General features: G+C 71.3%; 22 protein-coding genes. 3 read left to right on the forward strand and 19 right to left on the reverse strand.

Going from position 1 to position 21,479, the window contains the following annotated elements; genetic code table 11:
• Position 1: 1 nt before the first annotated feature.
• Together ACWV17_RS00165 and pyrR are read right to left on the reverse strand one after the other, a co-directional pair.
• Positions 2-994 (reverse strand): aspartate carbamoyltransferase catalytic subunit, encoded by a 993-nt coding sequence (locus tag ACWV17_RS00165; protein WP_455354968.1) that lies wholly within the window; start codon positions 992-994, stop codon positions 2-4.
• A gap of 96 nt (positions 995-1,090) precedes the next feature.
• Positions 1,091-1,684, reverse strand: coding sequence for a bifunctional pyr operon transcriptional regulator/uracil phosphoribosyltransferase PyrR (gene pyrR / locus ACWV17_RS00170; RefSeq protein WP_455357965.1), 594 nt, complete (start codon positions 1,682-1,684; stop codon positions 1,091-1,093).
• Positions 1,685-1,904: 220 nt separating this feature from the next.
• Between pyrR and bldD the strand changes: the two genes are divergently transcribed.
• Positions 1,905-2,405, forward strand: coding sequence for a transcriptional regulator BldD (bldD, locus tag ACWV17_RS00175; RefSeq protein ID WP_455357966.1), 501 nt, complete (start codon positions 1,905-1,907; stop codon positions 2,403-2,405).
• Between the two features lie 152 nt (positions 2,406-2,557).
• Here bldD and nusB read toward each other — a convergent pair whose 3' ends face one another.
• From nusB to ACWV17_RS00250, 15 genes are all read right to left on the reverse strand, one after another.
• The gene (gene nusB, locus ACWV17_RS00180) at positions 2,558-2,986 is read right to left on the reverse strand and encodes a transcription antitermination factor NusB (RefSeq protein ID WP_455357967.1); all 429 of its coding nucleotides are present in this window, start codon (positions 2,984-2,986) and stop codon (positions 2,558-2,560) included.
• 2 nt (positions 2,987-2,988) lie between these two features.
• The gene (gene efp / locus ACWV17_RS00185) at positions 2,989-3,555 is read right to left on the reverse strand and encodes an elongation factor P (protein ID WP_455354964.1); all 567 of its coding nucleotides are present in this window, start codon (positions 3,553-3,555) and stop codon (positions 2,989-2,991) included.
• A 46-nt stretch (positions 3,556-3,601) separates the two neighbouring features.
• The gene (locus tag ACWV17_RS00190; protein WP_455354963.1) at positions 3,602-4,708 is read right to left on the reverse strand and encodes an aminopeptidase P family protein; all 1,107 of its coding nucleotides are present in this window, start codon (positions 4,706-4,708) and stop codon (positions 3,602-3,604) included.
• Between the two features lie 90 nt (positions 4,709-4,798).
• Positions 4,799-5,743, reverse strand: a complete 945-nt coding sequence (locus ACWV17_RS00195) for a Pro-rich N-terminal domain-containing protein (protein WP_455357968.1) — start codon at positions 5,741-5,743, stop codon at positions 4,799-4,801.
• A 138-nt stretch (positions 5,744-5,881) separates the two neighbouring features.
• A complete protein-coding gene (gene aroQ / locus ACWV17_RS00200) occupies positions 5,882-6,322 on the reverse strand; it encodes a type II 3-dehydroquinate dehydratase (RefSeq protein ID WP_455355054.1) in 441 nt (146 codons plus the stop codon).
• 5 nt (positions 6,323-6,327) lie between these two features.
• Positions 6,328-7,425 (reverse strand): 3-dehydroquinate synthase, encoded by a 1,098-nt coding sequence (gene aroB / locus ACWV17_RS00205; RefSeq protein WP_455358134.1) that lies wholly within the window; start codon positions 7,423-7,425, stop codon positions 6,328-6,330.
• Positions 7,426-7,436: 11 nt separating this feature from the next.
• Positions 7,437-7,952: a shikimate kinase gene (locus ACWV17_RS00210; RefSeq protein WP_455357969.1), complete on the reverse strand. Its 516-nt coding sequence runs from the start codon at positions 7,950-7,952 to the stop codon at positions 7,437-7,439.
• On the reverse strand, positions 7,949-9,133 hold the full coding sequence (aroC, locus tag ACWV17_RS00215) for a chorismate synthase (RefSeq protein WP_455357970.1): 1,185 nt from the start codon (positions 9,131-9,133) through the stop codon (positions 7,949-7,951). The genes ACWV17_RS00210 and aroC overlap by 4 nt, the downstream gene beginning before the upstream one ends.
• Positions 9,134-9,298: 165 nt before the next feature.
• Complete coding sequence (locus tag ACWV17_RS00220; RefSeq protein ID WP_455357971.1) at positions 9,299-9,604, reverse strand: hypothetical protein; 306 nt, start codon at positions 9,602-9,604, stop codon at positions 9,299-9,301.
• A gap of 51 nt (positions 9,605-9,655) precedes the next feature.
• Positions 9,656-10,477 carry a shikimate dehydrogenase gene (locus tag ACWV17_RS00225; protein ID WP_455357972.1) on the reverse strand — a complete coding sequence of 274 codons (822 nt, stop codon included), beginning with the start codon at positions 10,475-10,477 and terminating at the stop codon, positions 9,656-9,658.
• 4 nt (positions 10,478-10,481) lie between these two features.
• The gene (gene mltG, locus ACWV17_RS00230; RefSeq protein ID WP_455357973.1) at positions 10,482-12,179 is read right to left on the reverse strand and encodes an endolytic transglycosylase MltG; all 1,698 of its coding nucleotides are present in this window, start codon (positions 12,177-12,179) and stop codon (positions 10,482-10,484) included.
• A 132-nt stretch (positions 12,180-12,311) separates the two neighbouring features.
• Positions 12,312-12,782 carry a Holliday junction resolvase RuvX gene (gene ruvX / locus ACWV17_RS00235; RefSeq protein WP_455354956.1) on the reverse strand — a complete coding sequence of 157 codons (471 nt, stop codon included), beginning with the start codon at positions 12,780-12,782 and terminating at the stop codon, positions 12,312-12,314.
• A 2-nt stretch (positions 12,783-12,784) separates the two neighbouring features.
• Positions 12,785-15,454 (reverse strand): alanine--tRNA ligase, encoded by a 2,670-nt coding sequence (alaS, locus tag ACWV17_RS00240; protein ID WP_455354955.1) that lies wholly within the window; start codon positions 15,452-15,454, stop codon positions 12,785-12,787.
• Positions 15,454-15,798, reverse strand: a complete 345-nt coding sequence (locus ACWV17_RS00245; protein ID WP_455357974.1) for a DUF6167 family protein — start codon at positions 15,796-15,798, stop codon at positions 15,454-15,456. Before ACWV17_RS00245 ends, alaS begins: the two co-directional genes overlap by 1 nt.
• Positions 15,799-15,805: 7 nt before the next feature.
• Positions 15,806-16,255 carry a DUF948 domain-containing protein gene (locus ACWV17_RS00250; RefSeq protein WP_455354953.1) on the reverse strand — a complete coding sequence of 150 codons (450 nt, stop codon included), beginning with the start codon at positions 16,253-16,255 and terminating at the stop codon, positions 15,806-15,808.
• Between the two features lie 145 nt (positions 16,256-16,400).
• Here ACWV17_RS00250 and ACWV17_RS00255 point away from each other — a divergent pair, with 145 nt between their 5' ends.
• Positions 16,401-18,551, forward strand: coding sequence for an ATP-binding protein (locus tag ACWV17_RS00255; RefSeq protein WP_455357975.1), 2,151 nt, complete (start codon positions 16,401-16,403; stop codon positions 18,549-18,551).
• A gap of 24 nt (positions 18,552-18,575) precedes the next feature.
• On the opposite strand, the gene rpsD is transcribed toward ACWV17_RS00255, so the two are convergent.
• Positions 18,576-19,190, reverse strand: coding sequence for a 30S ribosomal protein S4 (gene rpsD, locus ACWV17_RS00260; RefSeq protein WP_455357976.1), 615 nt, complete (start codon positions 19,188-19,190; stop codon positions 18,576-18,578).
• Between the two features lie 188 nt (positions 19,191-19,378).
• On the opposite strand from rpsD, the gene ACWV17_RS00265 reads away from it, so the two are divergent.
• On the forward strand, positions 19,379-20,071 hold the full coding sequence (locus ACWV17_RS00265; protein ID WP_455357977.1) for a DUF2470 domain-containing protein: 693 nt from the start codon (positions 19,379-19,381) through the stop codon (positions 20,069-20,071).
• On the opposite strand, the gene ACWV17_RS00270 is transcribed toward ACWV17_RS00265, so the two are convergent.
• The gene (locus tag ACWV17_RS00270; protein WP_455357978.1) at positions 20,068-21,456 is read right to left on the reverse strand and encodes a replication-associated recombination protein A; all 1,389 of its coding nucleotides are present in this window, start codon (positions 21,454-21,456) and stop codon (positions 20,068-20,070) included. The two genes, ACWV17_RS00265 and ACWV17_RS00270, sit on opposite strands and share 4 nt — an antisense overlap.
• Positions 21,457-21,479 lie beyond the last annotated feature (23 nt).

Below are 21,479 nucleotides of genomic sequence, written 5' to 3' on the forward strand. Positions count from 1 at the left end.
GTTACTTGTTCTCCTCAGTGCGGGCGGTGTTGGCGGTGTTCGAGACGGCGGGTTCGGCACCGCCGAGCAGCAGATACAGGACGGCCATCCGGATGCTGACGCCGTTGGCGACCTGCTCCACGGCCGTGCAGCGGTCGGAGTCCGCCACCTCGGCGGTGATCTCCATACCGCGGTTCATCGGGCCGGGGTGCATCACGACGGCGTGCTCGGGCATCCGCGCCATCCGGTCGCCGTTCAGACCGTAGCGGCGGGAGTACTCGCGCTCGGTCGGGAAGAAGGCCGCGTTCATCCGTTCGCGCTGCACCCGGAGCATCATCACCGCGTCGGACTTGGGCAGCACCTCGTCCAGGTCGTAACTGACCTCGCAGGGCCAGTTCTCGACGCCGATGGGCACCAGGGTGGGCGGCGCGACCAGGGTGACCTGGGCGCCGAGCGTGTGCAGCAGCAGGACGTTGGAGCGGGCCACCCGGCTGTGCAGGATGTCGCCGACGATGGTGATCCGGCGGCCGTCCAGGTCGCGGCCCAGTCCGGCGTCGGGGCCGACCAGCCGGCGGCGCATGGTGAAGGCGTCCAGCAGCGCCTGGGTGGGGTGCTCGTGCGTACCGTCACCGGCGTTGACGACCGCGCCGTCGATCCAGCCGGAGGTGGCGAGCCGGTAGGGGGCCCCGGAGGCGCCGTGCCGGATGACGACGGCGTCGGCGCCCATCGCCTCCAGGGTCAGCGCGGTGTCCTTGAGCGACTCGCCCTTGGAGACGGACGAGCCCTTCGCGGAGAAGTTGATGACATCGGCGGAGAGGCGCTTGGCGGCGGCCTCGAAGGAGATGCGGGTGCGCGTCGAGTCCTCGAAGAAGAGGTTGACGACAGTACGGCCGCGCAGGGTCGGCAGCTTCTTGATCGGCCGGTCGGCGACCCGGGCCATTTCCTCGGCGGTGTCGAGAATGAGAACGGCGTCGTCGCGGGTGAGATCGGCGGCCGAGATGAGGTGACGCTTCATCTGGGAGTACTCCGGGGTGAGGAGGGTGCAGGCATGCGGTCGGGCGGGCAGGCAGACGGGTACGGACCTGGATCGGCAGGTGCGTACGCGGGAGTGCTACTGCTCGCCGGCCGGGGCGGTGTGCTGCACACCGAGCAGCACGGCGTCGCGGCCGTCCTCCTCGGCGAGCTGGACCCTGACCGTCTCCCGCAACGACGTGGGGAGGTTCTTGCCGACGTAGTCGGCGCGGATCGGAAGTTCGCGGTGGCCGCGGTCGACGAGGACCGCGAGCTGTACGGCGCGGGGGCGGCCGATGTCGCCGAGCGCGTCGAGCGCGGCGCGGATGGTGCGGCCGGAGAAGAGCACGTCGTCGACGAGGACGACCAGACGTCCGTCGACGCCGTCACCGGGGATCTCGGTACGGCCCAGCGTGCGGGCGGGCCGCAGCCGCAGGTCGTCGCGGTACATGGTGATGTCGAGGGAGCCGACCGGCATCTTCCTGCCGGTGATCTCCTCGAGCTTGGCGGCGATCCGGCCGGCGAGGAACACACCGCGGGTCGGGATGCCGAGGAGCACCACGTCGTCGGCGCCCTTGGCACGTTCGACGATCTCGTGGGCGATGCGGGTCAGTACCCGCGCGATGTCGGGACCCTCGAGCACGGGGCGCGCCGCATCGGCTGTGCCTGATTCGGAGCTTGGGATGGCGTCCATACGAAACGGACCTCCTTCTCCGCCTCACGGGACGGACCTTAAAGGACGTCGGATTTACGCCACCCACCGTACCAGGGGCTTGCGCGGCGGCATCGCGCGCCCCTCGAAAGGCGCGGTGAGGAGCATTCGGCTTGACGCAGCCAAGTAACGCTGCGTAACCTCACAGTGAGTTACCAGCCGCGCGGCGGAGCCGCATGTTGTCACAGCGTCCGGGAGCGTTATGTCCAGCGAATACGCCAAGCAGCTCGGGGCCAAGCTCCGCGCCATCCGCACCCAGCAGGGCCTTTCCCTCCACGGTGTCGAGGAGAAGTCCCAGGGCCGTTGGAAGGCCGTCGTGGTCGGTTCGTACGAGCGCGGTGACCGCGCCGTGACCGTGCAGCGCCTTGCCGAGCTGGCGGACTTCTACGGTGTGCCGGTGCAGGAGCTGCTGCCGGGCACGACGCCGGGCGGCGCCGCAGAGCCGCCGCCGAAGCTCGTCCTGGACCTGGAGCGCCTCGCCCACGTCCCGCAGGAGAAGGCGGGCCCGCTCCAGCGGTACGCCGCGACGATCCAGAGCCAGCGCGGCGACTACAACGGCAAGGTGCTGTCGATCCGCCAGGACGACCTGCGCACGCTGGCCGTGATCTACGACCAGTCGCCCTCGGTCCTGACCGAGCAGCTGATCAGCTGGGGCGTGCTGGACGCGGACGCGCGCCGGGCCGTGGCCCACGACGACGCCTGATCCCTTCTTGCAGAAACGTGCCGCCGGGGCCGGCGAAGCCTTCGGGCTCCGCCGGCCCCGGCGGTTTTGCGTCCGGCGAGGGCGCGCAGGGACGGCGGAGGGCCCGCAACGCGTGCGCTGCGGGCCCTTCTTTGGCTGAACTCCGCCGACGGCTAGCCGCGGCGCAGGCTCGGCTTGAGGTCCTTGAATCGGCCCAGCAGGCCGTTCACGAACGACGGGGAGTCGTCGGTGGAGAACTCCTTGGCGAGCTGCACGGCCTCGTCGATCACCACCGCGTCGGGGGTCTCGTCGACCCACACCAGCTCGTACGCCGCGAGCCGGATGATGTTGCGGTCCACGACCGGCATGCGGTCGAGCGACCAGTCCACCGAGTAGGTGGAGATCAGGTCGTCGATGCGGTCCGCGTAGTCCGCGTACCCCTCGACGAGTTGCATCGTGAATTCGTTGACCGGCGGCTGCCGGTCGTCCGTCCGGGCATGACGGATCCAGTCCGCGAGGACCGTCTGCACGGACTCACCGCGCTGGTCGGCCTCGAAGAGGATCTGGAAGGCGCGCTTGCGGGCCTTGTTCCGGGCAGCCACGGTTAGCTGCTCACCCGGCCGAGGTAATCACCGGAGCGGGTGTCGACCTTGATCTTCTCGCCCGTCGTGATGAAGAGCGGGACGCCGATCTCGTAGCCGGTCTCGAGCGTGGCCGGCTTGCTGCCGCCCGTCGAGCGGTCGCCCTGGACGCCCGGCTCGGTGTGCTGGATGACCAGCTCCACGGCGGCCGGGAGCTCGACGTAGAGCACCTCGCCCTCGTGGGTGGCGACGCTGGCGGTGAAGCCCTCGATCAGGAAGTTGGCGGCGCTGCCGACGGACTTGCGGTCCACCATCAGCTGGTCGTACGTCTGCATGTCCATGAAGACGAAGTACTCGCCGTCCATGTACGAGAACTGCATGTCTCGACGGTCGACGGTGGCCGTCTCGACCTTCACACCGGCGTTGAACGTCTTGTCGACGACCTTGCCGGAGAGCACGTTCTTGAGCTTGGTGCGCACGAAGGCAGGGCCCTTGCCGGGCTTGACGTGCTGGAACTCGACGACGGACCAGAGCTGGCCCCCGTCGAGCTTGAGCACCATGCCGTTCTTGAGGTCGTTCGTGGAAGCCACGGTTGCGGAATCTCCTGGACTGAAGCTGGCGGGACCACGGTGCGCGCTAGAGAGCGAGCAGTTCCTTGGTCGTGATGGTGAGTAGCTCGGGTCCGCCGTCCGCCTCGGGGCGTACGACGAGCGTGTCATCGATCCGGACTCCGCCCCGGCCCGGGAGGTGGACCCCCGGTTCGACGGTGACCGGCACACAAGCGTCCAGTTTACCCATGGCAGAAGGTGCCAGCTGCGGGTCCTCGTCGATTTCGAGTCCCACACCATGTCCGGTGCATGCGGCGAGCCGCTCTCCGTGGCCCGCGGCGTCCAGTACCTGACGGGCCGCGCGGTCCACATCACGGTACGCGGCGCCCGGAGCCAGGGCCTCGCGGCCGGCCCGCTGAGCGGCGAAGACCACGTCGTACAGCTCGATCTGCCAGTCGGCCGGGGAGGTGCCGATGACGAAGGTACGGCCGATCTCGCACCGGTACCCGCGGTAGTTCGCACCGAGGCAGACGGAGAGGAAGTCGCCCTCCTCGACCCGCCGGTCGGACGGCCGGTGGCCGCCGCGACCGGAGTTCGGCCCGGTCGCGACGGAGGTCGGGAAGGCCGGACCGTCCGCGCCGTGGTCGACGAGCCGGCGCTCCAGCTCCAGGGCCAGATGGCGTTCCGTGCGCCCCACCAGGATGGATTCGAGCAGCTCGCTGAGGGCCTGGTCGGTGATCTCGGCGGCGATCCGGAGGCAGGCGATCTCCTCCTCGTCCTTGATGATCCGCTGCTGCTCGACCGCCAGGCCGAGATCGGCCAGCCGCAGCCGGGGCGCGACCGAGCCGAGGGCGCGGTGCCGCGTGACGGTGAGGTGGTGCTCCTCCACGGCGAGGGACTCGGCACCGGTGCCGGCGGCCAGGTCCGCGCCGGCGACCGCCGGGTCGCCGCCCGCGCCGGGCAGGACGGTGAGCCGCAGCTGCTCGTCGAGCCGGCCCTCGGACGCTTCGCCCGTCGGCGTATCGGTGCAGAGCAGGACGTCCTCGGCCGGGCCGAGGAGCAGGACGGCCCCGTGCGGTGAGGCGCCCGCGAGGTAGCGGACGTTGGCGGGGCGGGAGATCAGGGCGGCTGTGCTGCCGGCGGCGGCGCAACGGTCGCGCAGCTGCCCGCGGCGGACCGCGTACACCTCTGACATGTCACGAGCGTACGAGCCCCGGGCCGACTCGGCCCGGCCAGCGCGTCCGGACGGGCGGCGGGGCCGCCCGCGCTGCGGGCCCGGCTGCCGCTACCAGCTGGGCGGGGACGCGATGGCGCGGGCGAGGACGTCGTCCAGTACCCGGGCCGTCGTCTCCACGTCGCACGCCGAGTTGTCGATGATCGGGAGCCCCGAGCCGTACCACCCGGCCATCCGGCCGTGGATACGGGCGACCTCCTCGTCGCTCAGCCGCCGGTTGCCACTGCGCTCGGCATTGCGCTCGAGAACGATCTCCAGGCCCGGCAGGAGGACGACGGGCAGCAGGCCGGGGCCCACGTGGCGCTTCCAGCCGCCGAGACCGACGACCGGGCGGTCGGGGAAGACCGCGTCGTCGAGGATGCAGGAGATCCCGTTGGCGAGGAAGTTGCGGGCGGCGAAGCCGCAGGTGCGGCGGGCCAGCCGGTACTGCGCCTCGGAGTGGTCGTTCCAGCCGGCCTGCGGGTCGGCGAAACCGGAGCAGACCCATTCGCGGACGTCGTCGAGGCTGATGTGGGCCGTTGGGACCTGCCGGCTTCTGGCCCAGTGCTTGGCGACCGTCGTCTTTCCGGCTCCGGCGGGACCGATCAGCAGGACCGCGAGCGTGGTGGCCCCGGTGTCGGCATGCGTCGGCCCGCCCGGCGCGGCGGGCACCGGAACCGGCCCGCCGGGCGGCAACGGAATGTGCCCGGTGGTGTCCCGGGGCGGCGCACTCCCGCTCCACCCCGGCGCACCCGCCCCCTGCGGCACGGCAGCACCGGGATGCCCCCCGTGCGGCGGCACCTGCGGCGCGGGCGGGCCGGGCGGATGCCCCACGACCGGCTGCCCCTGCGGCGACGGCGGCCTCGGGTGCTGCCCGGTGGGCGGCGGCCCCTGCGGGCCGGCCGGGCCCGTGTTTCCCGCGGGCTGCTCCTGGTGGGTGGCCTGTGGCCATCCTGCGGGTGTGCCGTGCCCCGGCCCGTGGGGCGGTGGCAGCGGAGCCCCCATCGCGTGCTGCATCCGGTGCCACTCCGTCTCGTACAGGCAACTGGCGCTGGCCGGACCGGGATTCCCCTCATGGTCGTCCCGCCCGGTACCGAACGCTACCTTCCCCGCCCGGCGGACAGTGAACGGGCGGGGAAGTGCGAAAGTGCCCGGTCAGCCAGTCAGTTCGTCGGCGAGCGCGCGCAGCGCCAGCCGGTACGAGCCGATGCCGAAGCCGGCGACCGTGCCGCTGGCGACGGCCGCGACCACCGACGTGTGGCGGAACTCCTCACGGGCGTACGGATTCGAGATGTGCACCTCGATCAGCGGCGCGGTGCGCTGGGCCGCCGCGTCCCGCATTCCGTACGAGTAGTGGGTGAACGCCCCCGGGTTGAGAATGACCGGAATCGACCCGTCCGCCGCCTCGTGCAGCCAGCGGATCATCTGCCCCTCGTCGTTCGTCTCCCGCACCTCGACCTCGAACCCCAGCTCCTTGCCGAGGTTCTGGCACGCCTCGACGAGCCCCGCGTACGACGTCGCCCCGTACACATCCGGCTCGCGCGAGCCCAGCCGGCCCAGGTTCGGGCCGTTGAGGACGAAGACCCGCCGAGTCACCGGCGTCACTGGGACACCTCGCCGTACGCGGCGAGCAGCACCGCCGGGTCCGGGCCCTCCAGCACGGTCGGCTTCGCGAGACCGTCCAGGACGATGAAGCGCAGCAGGTCGCCTCGGGACTTCTTGTCGACCTTCATGGTCTCCAGCAGCTTGGGCCACTGGTCACCGCGATAGGTGAGCGGCAGCCCGACCGACTCCAGCACCGCGCGGTGCCGGTCGGCCGTCGCGTCGTCGAGCCGGCCGGCCAGCCGGCCGAGCTCGGCGGCGAAGACCATGCCGACCGACACGGCCGCGCCGTGCCGCCAGTTGTAGCGCTCGTTCTTCTCGATGGCGTGTGCCAGCGTGTGCCCGTAGTTGAGGATCTCGCGCAGACCGGATTCCCTGAGGTCGCTGGAGACGACCTCCGCCTTGACCCGGATGGAGCGCTCGATCAGCTCGGCGGTGTGCGGTCCGGCGGGGGTCCGGGCCGCCTCCGGGTCCGCCTCGATGAGGTCGAGGATCGCCGGGTCGGCGATGAAGCCGGCCTTGATGATCTCGGCGAGGCCGCTGACGTAGTCGTTGACCGGCAGCGAGTCCAGCGCGGCCAGGTCGCACAGCACCCCGGCGGGCGGGTGGAAGGCGCCGACGAGGTTCTTGCCCTCGGCGGTGTTGATGCCGGTCTTGCCGCCGACCGCCGCGTCCACCATGGCGAGCACCGTGGTCGGTACGGCGACCCAGCGCACCCCGCGCAGCCACGTTGCGGCGACGAAGCCCGCCAGATCGGTGGTGGCACCGCCGCCGACGCCGACGATCACATCGGTACGGGTGAAACCGGTCTGGCCCAGCGCCTTCCAGCAGTAGGCCGCGACCTCGACGGTCTTGGCCTCCTCCGCGTTCGGCAGCTGGATCGCGATGGCGTCGAAGCCCTGCGACGCCAGGTCCTCCCGGATCGCCTCGCCCGTCTCGGCGAGCGCCTCCGGGTGCAGCACCGCGACGCGCTTGGCCTTGGGTCCGATCAGGCCGGGAAGCTCACCGAGCAGCTGCCGGCCGACGAGCACCTCGTACGGAGCGGCTCCCTCGGTGCCGCCGACCTGGATGCGCGTGGGCGTGTTGTCGTCGGTCATGCGTCCGTCGGTCATGCGTCCTTCAACTCCAGTGCGTCGAGGACCGCTTGTGCGACCTCTTCGGGGGTGCGCTCGTCGGTGGCGACGACGGCGCGGGCCACCTCGTTGTAGAGCGGGCGCCGCTGCTCCATCAACCGCCGCCACTGCTGGCGGGGGTTGACGGCGAGCAGCGGGCGGGCGGTGTTCAGGCCGACCCGCTTGACCGCCTCGTTGACGTCCACGTCGAGGAAGACGACCGGCAGTCCGGTCAGCAGCGCGCGGGTGGAGGCATCGAGGATCGCCCCGCCGCCTAGGGCCAGCACACCCGTGTGCTCCTCGACCGCGGTCCGTACGGCCTGCCGCTCTCGCTCGCGGAAGTACGCCTCGCCCTCCTCCACGAAGATGTCCGAGATCGGGCGGCCCTCGGCCGCGACGATGTCGGCGTCGGTGTCCCGGTAGCCGGCGCCGAGCCGCTCGGCCAGCAGCTCGCCCACCGTGGACTTTCCGACACCCATCGGCCCGACGAGGACGACCAGCGGAGCGCTCATCGGATCTCGAGGTGGTCGAGGAAGGACCGGACGTTACGGCGGGTCTCGGGCACCGAGTCGCCGCCGAACTTCTCCGCGACCGCGTCGGCCAGCACCAGGGCGACCATCGCCTCGGCGACGATGCCGGCGGCCGGCACGGCGCACACGTCGGAGCGCTGGTGGTGGGCCTGGGTGGCCTCGCCGGTGGCGACGTCGACGGTGGCCAGTGCGCGCGGCACGGTCGCGATGGGCTTCATCGCGGCCCGTACGCGCAGCAGCTCGCCGGTGGTCAGACCGCCCTCGGTGCCGCCGGAGCGGCCGGAGGTACGGCGGATGCCGTCGTCGGTGGAGACGATCTCGTCGTGCGCCTTCGAGCCCGGCACCCGGGCCAGCTCGAACCCGTCGCCGACCTCGACGCCCTTGATGGCCTGGATGCCCATGAGGGCGGCGGCCAGCCGGGCGTCCAGGCGCCGGTCCCAGTGCACGTGCGAGCCGAGGCCCACCGGCACGCCGTACGCCAGCACCTCGACGACACCGCCGAGCGTGTCGCCGTCCTTGTGGGCCTGGTCGATCTCCGCGACCATCGCCTTGCTCGCGTCCGCGTCCAGGCAGCGCACCGGGTCGGCGTCGAGCTTGTCGACGTCGGCCGGGGTGGGAAGGACGCCGTACGGGGCCTTGGCCGCGGCCAGCTCCACGACGTGCGAGACGATCTCGATCCCGGCCGTCTCCTTGAGGTACGAACGGGCGACCGCGCCCAGCGCGACCCGGGCCGCCGTCTCCCGGGCGCTCGCGCGCTCCAGGATCGGCCGGGCCTCGTCGAAGCCGTACTTCTGCATGCCGGCGAGGTCGGCGTGACCGGGGCGGGGACGGGTCAGCGGCGCGTTGCGCGCGAGGCCGTCGAGGATCTCGGGGTCGACGGGGTCGGCCGCCATCACCTGTTCCCACTTGGGCCACTCGGTGTTGCCCACCATGATCGCGACCGGCGAGCCGAGGCTCAGCCCGTGCCGCACGCCGCCGAGGAAGGTGACCTCGTCCTGCTCGAACTTCATCCGCGCGCCACGGCCATAGCCGAGGCGCCGCCGGGCAAGCGCGTCCGCCACCATCCCGGTGGTGATCGGCACGCCGGCGGGGAGACCCTCCAGCGTCGCGACGAGTGCGGGGCCGTGCGACTCTCCCGCGGTCAGCCAGCGCAACCTGCTCAACGGTGCTCCTCATGTTCGCGCCTGGAACTGCGACGGCGCGACCGGGTGCGCGGCCCTGGCCCGCCACCACTGATCCTCCCACGTCCGGACGCATGTCCCGGTCGTCGGTCCAGCAGTCGGACGCCCGTGGACACCCGAGGCCGCCCGGCAGGCCACCCCGAGGCGTCAGGCGGAGTCGCCGCCGCGACGCTGCTGGGGAGCGTACGCACCGAGGAAGTCGGCACCGCTGGGCTCCGCGCGCTGGGCCTGCTGAGCGGGCCGGCCGGGCTGCGGAGACCGCGCGGCGCGACGCGCGGCGCGGCGCCGCCCGAGCTTGCGGGCCCAGCCGACGACGACGGCGAGGATCAGCAGGGAGAGGAGCGGGATCTCCAGCCAGTCCGGCAGGAAGCCGATGACGGCCTCGAGGACGTTCCTGAAGACGCCGTTGACGACGCCGTCGAAGATGCTCGAGGCGATGGATGCCTGCGGCAAACCGGTTTCCATAAGTGTTCTCTCCCCCTGCGATGCCGGACGGCGGAGATCCTAGCGGGCCTCGAGCGCCTGTTCGCCGGCCCTGCGCATCGCCGCCAGCGGCGCGGGCCGGCCTGTCATCTGCTGCACCTGGAGCACCGCCTGGTGGACCAGGAGGTCGAGTCCGCCGACCACCGCGCCGCCCCGCCGCGACCAGGCCGCCGCCAGGGCGGTCGGCCACGGGTCGTACAGCACGTCGAACAGCGTGCCGGGCGCGTCCGGCACCGCCGCCGCCAGCGCGTCCGTCGTGCCGGCCGGGGTGGTGGCGACGACCAGCGGGGCGCGGAGCGCCTCGGCCGCGTCCGCCCAGTCGGCGGTACGCACGCCGACGCCGAGCCGCTCGCCCCACTGCCGCATCTCGTCGGCGCGGGCCCGGCTGCGTACGTACGCGGTGACCTCGCCCGTACAGATGCGGGAGAGCGCGGCGAGCGCGGAGGAGGCCGTCGCGCCGGCGCCGAGGACGGCGGCCGCCTCGACCTTCTCCACGCCACGCTCGCGCAGCGCGGCGATCATGCCGGGGATGTCGGTGTTGTCGCCGACCCGCCGCCCGTCGTCGGTGAGAACGACGGTGTTGACCGCCTCGACGGACGCGGCGGTGTCGCTGATCCCGTCGAGCAGCGGGATGACCGCGCGCTTGAGCGGCATGGTCAGCGAGAGCCCGGCCCAGGTCTCGTCGAGCCGCTCGAAGAAGCCGGGGAGGCCGGCCTCGTCGACCTCGAACCGGTCGTACGACCAGTCGGCCAGGCCCAGCTCCGCGTACGCGGCGCGATGCAGCACCGGCGAGAGGGAATGGGCGATGGGCGAGCCCAGTACAGCGGCCCGGTGAGCTGACATTGTTCTAGTCGCCATTCTTCTGTCGCTCGTTGAACTGCTCGACGAGCTTTTCGTGTTCGGCCAGCGTCCTGGTGAATTTCGTCGTGTCTCCGTCGACGGACACAAAGAACATCCAGCCGCCCTTGTCCGGCGCCAGCGCGGCGGTCAGCGCGTCCTCGCCCGGATTTCCGATCGGCCCGGGGGTGAGCCCCTTGTAGAAGTACGTGTTGTACGGGTCGTCGTGGTTCCGGATCTCCTCGACGGAAATATTGATCTTGCTCTGGTTCTTCAGGTAATTGAAGGAGGAGTCGAACTCGAGCTTCTGATTGGTAACCGTGTTCGTCGCCTTGAGCCGGTTGTAGACGACCTCGGACATCTTCCTGAAGTCGTCGTGGGTCTTGCCCTCGGCCTGGACGAGGCTCGCGACCGTGATGACCTGCAACGGGGAGTCGAGACCGAGCTCCTCGGCCTTCGCTTCGAGATTCAGGGAACCGTATTTCTCGGTGGCCCGCGAGACCATCTGCTGGAGCACTTTCTCCGGCTTCGTCGATTTTCCGACGTCGTAGCGGGAGGGGAAGAGGAAGCCTTCGAGCGGGTCCTTGATCTTGCCGTTGTCGTCCGCCCAGGAGGGCAGGCCGAGGTTTTTCGCCTTCGCTTTCGCGACATTTCTGGTGGTACCGGGCTTCAGGCCCAATTGGGCGTCGATCGCCTTGTAGATCTCGATGTTCCGCATACCTTCACGAATGATCAGACCACTGCGGCTCGCCGGGTCGATCATCAGTGCGACGGCCGCCCTGGCGGACATCTCCTTCTTGAGGGAGTACACGCCGGGCTGGATCAGCTTGCCCTTTTCGTCCGCCGTCTGGGCCGCGACGAACGCGCCGACGCTCTTGACGACGCCCTTCTGCTTCAGGATGTTGCCGATGTCGGTGCCGCTCGCGCCGTTGGGGATCTCGACCTCGACCTCGCCGGCGCCCTCGCCCGCGTAGTCCGCGGGCTCGCCGAACCGGCCCTGCAGGAAGTGGTAGCCGTAGTAGCCGGCCCCGCCGACCCCGCCCACCAAAACCAGCGCGACCACCAGGCAGGCAACGCCGTTGCGGCTCTTCTTCGGCTTCGAGCCCCGGCCGGCGCCCCCGCCGCCCCGGCCGCGTCGCCCCTCGCGCGGATCGTCGTACCCGCCGTCGTCCCGGCCGTCGCCGCCCGCGAAGAACGGGTGCTCCTCCGGCTCGTCCGGCGCTTCCGGCTGCCACTCGGGACTCTGCTCCGGGACGGTGCCCCGGCGGCCGGGGGGCTGCGGCGGGGGGTACGCGTCCGGGGTTCCGTACAGGTCGGGCGTCTCGCCCGGGTAGCCGCCGGGCTGCTGGGCGTACGGGTCGGCCGCGCCGGCGCCGTAGGGGACGGCGACCGGGTTCTGGCCGGTCTCCCAGCCGCCGTTGTACTGCGGGTCCTGCTGCTGCTCGGGATAGGGCGGGCCCTGCTGGCCGGGGTACGGACCCTGCTGGCCGGGGTACGAACCCTGCTGCCCGGGATACGGACTCTGCTGCCCGGCGTACTGGCCCTGCGGGTCTGCGTACTGCGACTGCGGCGGGTACTGCTGCTGCGGCCGGTCGCCGTACGGACCCTGGCCGTCGGCGGCCTGGTGTCCTCTCCATCCCAGGTCCCCGTACAAGGGGTCCTCGGGATGCCACGGTTCGGAGCCTGCGCCCCGGCCATACTCAGTCATCGATCCCCTAGAGCCGCGAGACGGGCTGCCGGGGGCCGCTGGGCAGGTGTGCCACGGCCTCCGGTCCACCTCTTTCCTATGCGGCCGCTGTTCGAACACCGCCGCATGGCGCGGAACGTTACCGTACCGCGATCAGACAACCACTTCGACGCCCTCGCCGGGTGCGGTGCCTGACGCCCGTTCGGACTCCAGAGCGTTCTGAAGGATCACCACAGCGGCAGCCTGGTCAATGACAGAACGGCCCTTCTTGGACTTCACGCCCGAGGCGCGCAGTCCCTGACTGGCCGTCACTGTGGTCATCCTCTCGTCCACCAGTCTGACCGGAACCGGTTTGATGCCCCGGGCCAACTCCTGTGCGAAGGCACGGACCTTGACCGCGGCCGGCCCTTCGCCACCGCTGAGTGAGCGGGGCAGGCCGACCACGACCTCGATCGGTTCGTACTCCTCCACGAGCTGCCGCAGCCGCCGGTGGGCGGCCGGGACGTCACGCCCCGGCACGGTCTCCACCGGCGTGGCGAGGACTCCGGAGGGGTCGCACGAGGCGACCCCGATCCGGGCGTCCCCGACGTCGATCGCCAGCCGGCGGCCGATGCGCATGGTCATCGTCAGGCCGTCTCGGCGACGAGCCGCTCGACGGCGGCCACGGCATCGCCGATGGCCTCCGGGTTCTGGCCGCCGCCCTGGGCGACGTCGGGCTTGCCGCCGCCGCCACCGCCGAGGGTCTTGGCCGCCGTGCGGACCAGGTCGCCGGCCTTGAGACCTCGCTCGCGGGCGGCCTCGTTGGTGGCGATGACGGTCAGCGGACGGCCACCGGCCGTGGTGAACAGGGCGACGACGGCCGGGCGGTCGCCTTGAATGCGGCCGCGCACGTCCAAGACGAGCCTGCGCAGGTCGTCGGCTCCCGTGCCGTCCGGCACCTGGCCGGTGACCACGGCGACGCCGTGGACGTCCTTGGCGCCCGCGGCCAGGCCGGCGGCGGCCTGGAGGACCTTCTCTGCGCGGAACTTCTCGATCTCCTTCTCGGCGTCCTTGAGCTTGGCGAGCATCCCGGCGATCTTCTCCGGCAGCTCCTCGGAACGGCCCTTGACCAGCTCCTGGAGCTGCGCGACGACCGTGTGCTCACGGGCGAGGAAGCTGTACGCGTCCACGCCGACCAGGGCCTCGATGCGCCGTACGCCCGAGCCGATGGAGGACTCGCCGAGCAGCTTGACCAGCCCCAGCTGGGCGGTGTTGTGCACATGCGTGCCGCCGCACAGCTCCTTGGAGAAGTCCCCGATGGTGACCACGCGTACGCGCTCGCCGTACTTCTCGCCGAACTCGGCGATGGCGCCCTGCTTCTTGGCCTCGTCGATGCTCATGACCTCGGCCTGGACGTCGAGCTCCCGCGCGAGGACTTCGTTGATCTTCTGCTCGACATCGCTGAGGACCGTGCCGGGCACGGCGTTCGGCGAGCCGAAGTCGAAGCGGAAACGGCCCGGCGAGTTCTCCGAGCCGGCCTGGGCGGCCGTCGGGCCGAGGGCGTCGCGCAGCGCCTGGTGCGTGAGGTGGGTGGCGCTGTGGGCGCGGGCGATGGCGCGGCGGCGCCGGATGTCGATGGCGGCGTAGGCGGGGGCGCCGACCGTCACCTCGCCGACCTGGACCGAGCCCTTGTGCACGCTGACGCCGGGAACCGGCTGCTGGACGTCGCGGACCTGGATGACGGCGCCGGAGTCGAGCTTGATCCGGCCCTGGTCGGCGAGCTGGCCGCCGCCCTCGGCGTAGAACGGGGTGCGGTCGAGGACGACCTCGACCTCGTCGCCCTCGGTGGCGGCCGGCGACGGCACACCGTCGACGAGCAGGCCGACGATGGTCGACTCACCCTCGGTGGAGGTGTAGCCGGTGAACTCGGTGGCTCCGGAGCCGTCGGCGACCGCGCGGTAGGCGGACAGGTCGGCGTGACCGGTCTTCTTGGCCCTGGCGTCGGCCTTGGCGCGCTCCCGCTGCTCCTTCATGAGCCGGCGGAAGCCGTCCTCGTCCACGGAGAGGCCCTGTTCGGCGGCCATCTCCAGGGTGAGGTCGATCGGGAAGCCCCAGGTGTCGTGGAGCAGGAACGCCTTGTCGCCGGCGAGGACCTGGCCGCCGGCGGCCTTGGTGTCGCTGACGGCGGTGTCGAGGATGTTGGTGCCGGCCTTCAGGGTCTTGAGGAAGGCGGCCTCCTCGGCGAGCGCGACGGTCTCGATGCGCTTGCGCTCGGTGATCAGCTCCGGGTACTGCTCGCCCATGGAGTTGATGACCGTGTCGACCAGCTCGGCGACGACCGGGCCGGTGGCGCCGAGCAGACGCATGTTGCGGATGGCGCGGCGCATGATGCGGCGCAGTACGTAGCCGCGGCCCTCGTTGCCGGGGGTGACGCCGTCGCCGATGAGCATTACCGAGGTGCGCATGTGGTCGGTGACGACGCGCAGGGAGACGTCCGAGGCGTGGTCGGCGCCGTAGCGGACGCCGGTCAGTTCGGTGGCCTTGTCGATGACGACCTGCGAGGTGTCGATCTCGTACATGTTCTGTACGTCCTGCAGGATCATCGCCAGCCGCTCGAGGCCGAGGCCGGTGTCGATGTTCTTGGAGGGCAGGTCGCCGAGGATCGGGAAGTCCTCCTTGCCCTCGCCGGCGCCGCGCTCGTACTGCATGAAGACCAGGTTCCAGATCTCCACGTACCGCTCGTCGTTGACGGCCGGGCCGCCCTCGACGCCGAACTCGGGGCCGCGGTCGTAGTTGATCTCGGAGCAGGGTCCGCACGGGCCGGGGACGCCCATGGACCAGAAGTTGTCCTTCTTGCCCAGGCGCTGGATGCGCTCGGCCGGTACGCCGATGACGTCGCGCCAGATCTGCTCGGCCTCGTCGTCGTCCAGGTAGACGGTGATCCACAGGCGCTCGGGGTCGAGCCCGTAGCCGCCGTCCGCCACGGAGCTGGTCAGCAGCTCCCAGGCGTACGTGATCGCGCCTTCCTTGAAGTAGTCGCCGAAGGAGAAGTTGCCGCACATCTGGAAGAAGGTGCCGTGCCGGGTGGTCTTGCCGACCTCTTCGATGTCCGGTGTACGGACGCACTTCTGCACACTGGTGGCGCGCGGGGCCGGCGGCTTGGTCTCGCCGAGGAAGTACGGCTTGAAGGGGACCATGCCCGCGGGAACCAGCAGCAGCGTCGGGTCGTCCGCGATCAGCGACGCCGACGGCACGACCTTGTGCCCACGCTCCTCGAAGAAGCGCAGCCAGCGGCGGCGGATTTCAGCCGACTCCATCAGTGGTCCTCATTCCGGTTGTACGAGTGCTTCGGGTGCTTCGTCTTCGGGTGTTTCGAGTGCTTCGGGTACGCCAGGGCCGCGACGCGGCGCGGCGCGTCGAGCTCATGGACGTCGGCGGCCTGGAGGCCCAGCGCGTCGTTGAGCTCGTCCTCGCGCTGCGCCATCCCCGCCTTGACGTCGAGGGCGAAGTCCTTGAGCCGGTGGCCCGCCTCGATGGCCTTCTCGGCGGCCTGCGCGGCGAGACTCTCCGGGGTCAGCTGCCTGAGCTTGCGGTTGACCTTGGTGGTGGCCCATACGCCGGCTGCTGCGCCGGCGGTGAACCAGAACGTACGGCGGAACATCGCTGCGTCAGTCCTTAGATCCGCGGAAGCCTCGGCCGGTCCTCTTCGCCCGCCGGGCCGACGGCACGGTGCGGCCGACGATCACCGTACGACGGGACGGCTGCGGCGGCACCTCTTTGCGGCCCAGCGCCTTGCGCACGCCATAGCCGAAGGCGGCGACCTTGACCAGCGGGCCGCCGAAGGTGGAGGCCACGGTGGTGGAGAGTGCCGAGGCGTTGGAGGTGACTTCCTGGACGTCCGAGGCGATGGCGTCGACCCGGTCGAGCTGGGTCTGCGCGGAACGCACGGTCGCGGAGGCGTCGGCGAGCAGCGGGACGGCCTGTTCGGTCACGTCCGCCACCAGCTTGGTGGTCGCCTTGAGCGTCTGGGCCAGCCTCGCCAGCGCCACGGCGAGGAACGAGACCAGGATCGCCCAGAAGACGGCCACAAGGATCCCGGCCACCTCTCCACCGGACACGTTGCACCGCTCCCTGCACGTCGAAGTCGTCCCCCGACCCTATCGCGCCGAGGGTCCGGGACCGTACCGCATTCCGGGGCCGGGCGGCGGCAGTTGTCCGGTTGGATTGTACGCAGTGCGTACGGACCAGTACCGTCCGTGTGCCATGCGAAGGACCAACCTCCCCGCCGAGTTGAACGGGTTCGTCGGCCGCGCGGGCGAACTGGCGGAGCTGGGGCCGCGGCTGGCGCAATCCCGGCTGGTCACGGTCACCGGGGTCGGCGGCGTGGGCAAGTCGCGGTTCGCCGCCCGGGCCGCCCGTGATCTGCGGGAGCGCTTCTGCGACGGCGTCTGGCTGGCCGAGCTGTCGGAGGTCCGCGACGCGGAGCTGCTCGATCACGCGCTGGTCGAGGCGCTCGGCCTGACCGACCACACCACCCGGGGGCCGAGGTCCGTACTGCTCGACCATCTCGCCGGGCGTGAACTCCTGCTTGTGCTCGACGGATTCGAGCATCTGCTGGACGCCTGTGCCGGGCTGGTGCGGGAGCTGCTGCGGCGGGCGCCTCGGCTGACCGTGCTGGCCGTCGGCCGGCGGCCGCTGTGCGTGGACGGTGAGCAGGCCTTCCCGCTCGCGCCGCTGCCCGCCGACGACGCGGCCCGGCTGCTCCGCGCGCGGGCCGCGGCCGTGCTGCCGGGCTTCGAGGTGACGTCCGCGAACCGAGCGGCAGTACGGGAACTGTGCGAGCGGCTGGACGGGATCCCGCTCGCCCTGGAGCTGGCCGCGGGGCGGCTGCGCACGCTCTCGGTCGAGCAGGTGCTGGACCGGCTGGGCGACCGGTTCCAGCTGCTCACCGGCACCAACCGCGGGGCCCTGCCGCGCCACCAGGCACTGCGTACGACGATCGGCTGGAGCCATGAGCTGTGCACACCGCCGGAGCGGCTGCTGTGGGCACGGCTGTCGGTGTTCGCCGGCCAGTTCGACCTGGAAGCCGCCGCCTACGTCTGCGGCGGATCCGGCCTGACGCCGGACGGCGTGCTCGACGTACTGGGCGAACTGCTCGCGCAGTCGCTGCTGGTCCGGCACGACTCGCCCACGGGGGTGCGCTACCGGATGCTCGACACCGTCCGGGCGTACGGAACGGGCTGGCTGGAGGCGCTGGGTGAGGCCGGGCGCGTGCGGCGCAGGCACCGCGACTGGTACATGGGCCTGGCCACCATGTGCGAACTGGACTGGTTCAGTCCGCGCCAGGCCGAGGTGGCGGCCCGTATCGACACGGAGCTGCCCAATCTGCGTCTCGCCCTGGAGTGCTGCCTGGAGCATCCGGACGAGGCGCATCTGGGCCAGTACCTGGCCGGCACGCTCTGGTTCTACTGGGCGGGCTGTGGCCGTCTCTCCGAGGGGAGGCACTGGCTGGACCGCAGTCTGGAGGCGGCGTCCGGCCACGACGCCTCACGGCTCAAGGCCTTGTGGGTGCTCGGCTATGTGGCCGCGTTGCAGGGCGACAGCGTGGCGGCGATGGGCGCGCTGTACGAGTGCCGGGACGAGGCTGTCCGTACGGACAACCCGGTGGCCGCCGCCTACGCCGTCCACCGCATGGGGTGTCTGGCCCTCGTCTCCGACGACATGGAGCGCGCCGGGGAGCTGCTGGAGGCGGCTCTCGCCCAGTACCGCGAGGTGGGCGAGCTGAACAGCAATGTGCTGATGGGCCAGGTGGAGCTGGCGATGTCGCTGCTCTTCCGGGGCGACCTCGACTCGGCGGTGGCGCTGTGCGAGGAGGTCCGGGAGATCTGCGAGGAACGCGGAGAGCTCTGGACCCGCGCCTACGCGCTCCATGTGCTGGCGTACGCGGCGTGGACGCGCGGCGATCAGGCCGAGGCCCGCACGCTGCTCTCGCAGTGCATCGCCATCAACCACACGTTCCACGATCTGGTGGGCCTGGTCCTGGCGGTCGAGCTGCTGGCCCTGGTGACGGCCGGCGAGGGCGACCCGGCGGAGGCGGCGGTGCTCCAGGGCGCGGCCGAGCCGGTGTGGGACTCGGTGGGACTGCCGCTGTTCGGCTCGGGGTACTTCGGCTCCCCGCGGGCTCTGTGCGAGCAGCAGGCGGGGCAGGTGCTGGGCGCCGAGCGGTACGCGGAGTGTGTACGGGAGGGCCGCGCGCTGGGGCTGGAGTCGCTGGTGGAGCGGGCGCTGCGGGTGCCGGGGAGGCCGGCCGTACCGCTCGACGTTCCGCCTGCCCGGCGCGGTGGTCCGGCGCCGGACACGCGGAAGCCCGCCGACTCCCCCACCGCGCAGGGCGGCGGGGAGACGGCGGGCTGACCAGTCTGAGTGGCTGTGTCCGCGTCAGCGGGCGTAGTACTCGACGACGAGCTGCTCGTCGCAGATGACCGGGATTTCCTTGCGGTTCGGGTCGCGGTCCAGGCGGAAGGCCAGGGCCTTCAGGTTCACCTGGAGGTAGCGCGGGGTCTCGCCGTCGCCGGCGTAGCCACCCTCGCGGGCCACCTGGAAGGGGTGCTTGTCGCGGCTGCGCTCGCGGACCGTCACGACGTCGTCGGGACGGACGCGGAAGGACGGCTTGTCGACCTTGCCGCCGTTGACCTGGATGTGGCCGTGGACGACCATCTGGCGGGCCTGGTAGATGGTGCGGGCGATGCCCGAACGCAGGACCAGGGCGTCGAGACGGCGCTCGAGCTCGACGACCAGCGCCTCGCCCGTCTTGCCCTCGGCCTTCTTGGCGCGGTCGTAGGCACGCGCCATCTGGCGCTCGCTGATGTCGTACTGGGCGCGCAGACGCTGCTTCTCGAGCAGACGGACCTTGTAGTCCGAGTTCTGCTTGCGGCCACGGCCGTGCTCGCCCGGCGGGTAGGGGCGGGCTTCGAAGTACTTGACAGCCTTCGGCGTCAGCGCGATACCGAGCGCGCGAGACTTCTTGACCTTGGGACGCGACTGGTTAGGCACGTTCTCCAGACCTCCGTTGTAGGTTAGGTTAGGCTCACCTTACTCAAGGAGATCGCATGTCTCGCCCTGGGAACACCAAGCGCATCACGGACAGCACAAAGAACACCGACGCTTCTGAGAGCGTCGAGGCGACGGAGGTCCGATCAGCTCATGGTCAGCCGCGTCCCAGCGGGCTTGAAATCACCCGGATGCCGTCAGCAGCCGAGCGCACACGAACTCTCGTACAGAGTACATGCTCAGCTGTACTGCTCATTACCGGGCTGGACGGCGCACGCCCGGACCAGCTGATGCCGGCCACGCGGAGCGTGGGGCGGGACGGCGAGGTGTACCTGGAGTTTCCTGCCGACTCCCCCGCGGTGCGCGCCGCCACCCACGCGCAGGACGACGAGCTGGCCGCCGTGCTGGAGATCACCGATGTCGCGCCGGTCTCCGTCCCCCACCGTATCCGCGGCCGGGCCTGGATCTCCGGCTGGCTCACCCAGGCACCCGGCATGGCCCAGCCCGGCCGGATGATGCTGCGGCTGGAGGTGGGCGAGGCATCGGTGGACGACCTCTGGGGCGCGGCGGAGATCGAGCCCGACGAGTTCGCCCGCGCGGCCGCCGATCCCCTGGTCGCGCACGAGGCCGAGCGGCTCCAGCATCTGCACGCCGCGCACAGCGACCAGGTGCAGGAACTGTGCGGGCTGCTGGGCGACCGGGAGTACGGCACGTACCCGCCGGCCCGGCGCGCGGTGCCGCTGGCGCTGGACCGGTTCGGACTGCGGGTGCGGTTCTCCGGCGACGGGTGCTTCGACGCGCGGTTCGACTTCCCCGAGCCGGTACGCGACATCACCGGCCTGCGCCGGGCGATGCACCGGCTCTTCGAGGCGGCCTCGCACTAGGGCCGCTCCGCGGGCTGGGCCCTGTCCGCGGGCCGGCTCGTGTCGCCCTGCAGCCGTTCGCGGACCTTCTCCACCACGTCCGCGTACCGCGCTTCCGCGCCGTACCGCGTGGGCTCGTAGTACCGCTTGCCGTGCACCGCGTCCGGTGCGTACTGCTGGGCCGCGATCGCGCCCGGTACGTCGTGCGGGTACACGTACCCCTGGGCATGGCCGAGCTTGGCCGCGCCCTTGTAGTGACCGTCGCGCAGATGCGGCGGGACCGGGCCCGCGAGCCCGCCCCGCACATCGGCGAGCGCCGCACCGATCGCGGTGGTGGCGGTGTTCGACTTGGGCGCCAGCGCCAGCGCGATGGTGGCGTGGCTGAGGGTCAGGGCCGCCTCGGGGAAGCCGATCAGCGCGACCGCCTGAGCGGCGGCGACCGCCGTCGGGAGCGCGGTCGGATCGGCCAGGCCGATGTCCTCGCTGGCCGAGATCATCAGCCGCCGGGCGATGAACCGCGGGTCCTCCCCCGCCTCGATCATGCGGGCCAGGTAGTGCAGCGCCGCGTCCACGTCCGAGCCCCGGATGGACTTGATCAGCGCGCTCGCCACGTCGTAGTGCTGGTCGCCGTCGCGGTCGTACTTCACCGCGGCCCGGTCGACCGCCTCCTCGACTGTCCGCAGGGTGATCTCCTGCTCGCCCTGGGAGATGGCCGAGCCCGCCCCCGCTTCCAGGGCCGTGAGCGCCCGGCGGGCGTCGCCCCCCGCGATCCGCAGCAGGTGTGCCTCCGCGTCCGCGGGCAGGGTGACGGCTCCGCCGAGGCCGCGCGGCTCGGCGAGCGCCCGGTGCAGCAGCGCGCGCAGGTCCTCGTCGGTGAGCGGTTCGAGCGTGAGCAGGAGCGAGCGGGAGAGCAGCGGGGAGATGATCGAGAAGTACGGGTTCTCGGTGGTCGCCGCGATCAGCGTGACCCAGCGGTTCTCGACCGCGGGCAGCAGCGAGTCCTGCTGCGCCTTGCTGAACCGGTGGATCTCGTCCAGGAAGAGGACCGTCTCCTTGCCGAAGCCGCCCGCCGCGCGGCGGGCACCGTCGATGACGGCGCGCACCTCCTTGACCCCGGCGGTGATCGCGGAGAGTTCCACGAAGCGCTTCTGGGTGGCCTGGCTGACGACGTACGCCAAAGTCGTCTTCCCGGTGCCTGGCGGCCCCCAGAGGATGACCGACGAGGGGCCCACCGGCCCGCCGCCCTCCCCCACCAGCCGGCGCAGCGGCGCACCGGGCTTCAGGAGGTGCTGCTGGCCCACGACCTCGTCGAGGATGCGCGGACGCATCCGTACAGCGAGAGGAGTGCTGGACGGATCCTTCTCCTGGCGGTCCTCTGCGGCGGCGGTGAACAGGTCGGGTTCCACGCGTGAAGCCTATGCCAGCCCAC

The sequence above is a fragment of the Streptomyces mabaensis genome, assembly GCF_053763515.1.

Excerpts from the sequence above, each read along its gene's own strand:
- ruvX (WP_455354956.1), bottom strand. The coding sequence starts at position 12,782 with ATGACCATGCGCATCGGCCGCCGGCTGGCGATCGACGTCGGGGACGCC.
- ACWV17_RS00245 (WP_455357974.1), bottom strand. The coding sequence starts at position 15,798 with ATGTTCCGCCGTACGTTCTGGTTCACCGCCGGCGCAGCAGCCGGCGTA.
- alaS (WP_455354955.1), bottom strand. The coding sequence starts at position 15,454 with ATGGAGTCGGCTGAAATCCGCCGCCGCTGGCTGCGCTTCTTCGAGGAG.
- ACWV17_RS00265 (WP_455357977.1), top strand. The coding sequence starts at position 19,379 with ATGCCGTCAGCAGCCGAGCGCACACGAACTCTCGTACAGAGTACATGC.
- pyrR (WP_455357965.1), bottom strand. The coding sequence starts at position 1,684 with ATGGACGCCATCCCAAGCTCCGAATCAGGCACAGCCGATGCGGCGCGC.
- ACWV17_RS00195 (WP_455357968.1), bottom strand. The coding sequence starts at position 5,743 with ATGCAGCACGCGATGGGGGCTCCGCTGCCACCGCCCCACGGGCCGGGG.
- ACWV17_RS00225 (WP_455357972.1), bottom strand. The coding sequence starts at position 10,477 with ATGTCAGCTCACCGGGCCGCTGTACTGGGCTCGCCCATCGCCCATTCC.
- mltG (WP_455357973.1), bottom strand. The coding sequence starts at position 12,179 with ATGACTGAGTATGGCCGGGGCGCAGGCTCCGAACCGTGGCATCCCGAG.
- aroB (WP_455358134.1), bottom strand. The coding sequence starts at position 7,425 with ATGACCGACGACAACACGCCCACGCGCATCCAGGTCGGCGGCACCGAG.
- ACWV17_RS00210 (WP_455357969.1), bottom strand. The coding sequence starts at position 7,952 with ATGAGCGCTCCGCTGGTCGTCCTCGTCGGGCCGATGGGTGTCGGAAAG.
- ACWV17_RS00190 (WP_455354963.1), bottom strand. The coding sequence starts at position 4,708 with ATGTCAGAGGTGTACGCGGTCCGCCGCGGGCAGCTGCGCGACCGTTGC.
- ACWV17_RS00255 (WP_455357975.1), top strand. The coding sequence starts at position 16,401 with ATGCGAAGGACCAACCTCCCCGCCGAGTTGAACGGGTTCGTCGGCCGC.
- bldD (WP_455357966.1), top strand. The coding sequence starts at position 1,905 with ATGTCCAGCGAATACGCCAAGCAGCTCGGGGCCAAGCTCCGCGCCATC.
- ACWV17_RS00165 (WP_455354968.1), bottom strand. The coding sequence starts at position 994 with ATGAAGCGTCACCTCATCTCGGCCGCCGATCTCACCCGCGACGACGCC.